We start from the raw sequence: 1,043 nt of genomic DNA on the forward strand, positions 1-1,043 counted from the left end.
TACCTATAGCGCCGCTGAACGGGCCATTGATTTGGAGTTATGCCGCACTGCCGCCTGTAGATATCGTGACCTTTTAGCTGCTGGTTTTGCAGAGGAGCATGCCCGTGGCATCTTGCCCTTTGATTACCGCCAGCATTTTGTTGTTAGTTTTAGTTTGCGTGCCTTCCTGCATTTCATGGATCTACGCGCCAAACTTGATGCCCAGCTTGAGATCAGGCAGTTATGTGATCTGATGTGGCCCCATCTTGTGAATTGGGCGCCTCAATTTGCGGAATGGTATGAAAAATCACGCCTGCACCGCGCTCGCCTAGCACCATGAAATATTACTTATGCAGCGCCTTACTTTTGCTTTCAGGCCTTGGAAGCCCTGTAGGCGCTCAAATGTTGCTTGATGCAGCAGCTGGTGCTGCGATCCAATCAAGTTTGCAATCCACAGGTAGTGGAAATGCTCTTCAATTGCTTCAGGATGCCAAATCCCTACGCAATCAAGCAACCCAATCCCCGCTATTATCTGCACAGGTACAGTTGAATTCCCAATCTAGTAATTCAACCCTCGTTAAACGCGTTCCTGCTTCTGTGATTCAAGGTGCGCCTGTGCTTTTTAGTGTTAATGGCCATGGCATTCAACTTTGCTCCAGTGGCATGGCTTGTATGTATCAAATGCGCCGTGCTATGGGTGTTCGCTAAATCTATCTAAATATGCCAATTTCAAACGCAGCCCAGCTGCAAAATCAGCTTATGCATATCTCTTTTGATATGCAGCATTTATGTGATAACCCAACAGATATCACAAGCGCCATTGATCTCTTAAATCGCAGCTATAAAACACCAGCTGCCGCCGCTGCCCGCCAACGTTTACACGCTGATCCTGCAATTGCTGCCCTAGTGCAGGAGCGTTATTGGGGTGAATGGCCAAACGTAGCTACTTTGATCACCTATCCAGCCGGTAGCCTTGGTTATGTGTATGGCCATCTGTTATTTGATCAAGGCCTCGAACCCCTAGCGCCACCTCAGCTATCAGCTGATATCTCAGCAGCTGATAG

At 48.2% G+C, this 1,043-nt stretch carries 3 protein-coding genes; all 3 read left to right on the forward strand.

Annotation, left to right across the window (positions count from 1 at the left end; genetic code table 11):
* Positions 1–319, forward strand: a 319-nt coding sequence (thyX, locus tag C7K08_RS14460; RefSeq protein ID WP_106501174.1) for an FAD-dependent thymidylate synthase, incomplete at its 5' end; no start/stop codon positions are given.
* Positions 316–687 carry a hypothetical protein gene (locus C7K08_RS15750; protein WP_106501175.1) on the forward strand — a complete coding sequence of 124 codons (372 nt, stop codon included), beginning with the start codon at positions 316–318 and terminating at the stop codon, positions 685–687. The genes thyX and C7K08_RS15750, both read left to right, overlap by 4 nt.
* A 51-nt stretch (positions 688–738) precedes the next feature.
* A partial coding sequence (locus tag C7K08_RS14470; protein ID WP_423218706.1) for a hypothetical protein occupies positions 739–1,043 on the forward strand: 305 nt, incomplete at its 3' end.

This window comes from Synechococcus lacustris str. Tous, assembly GCF_003011125.1.
GTDB classification, from domain to species: Bacteria; Cyanobacteriota; Cyanobacteriia; order PCC-6307; family Cyanobiaceae; genus Synechococcus_D; species Synechococcus_D lacustris.

What these genes read in the sequence shown, in the direction of transcription:
- C7K08_RS15750 (WP_106501175.1), top strand. Translation starts at nt 316, where the DNA reads ATGAAATATTACTTATGCAGCGCCTTACTTTTGCTTTCAGGCCTTGGA.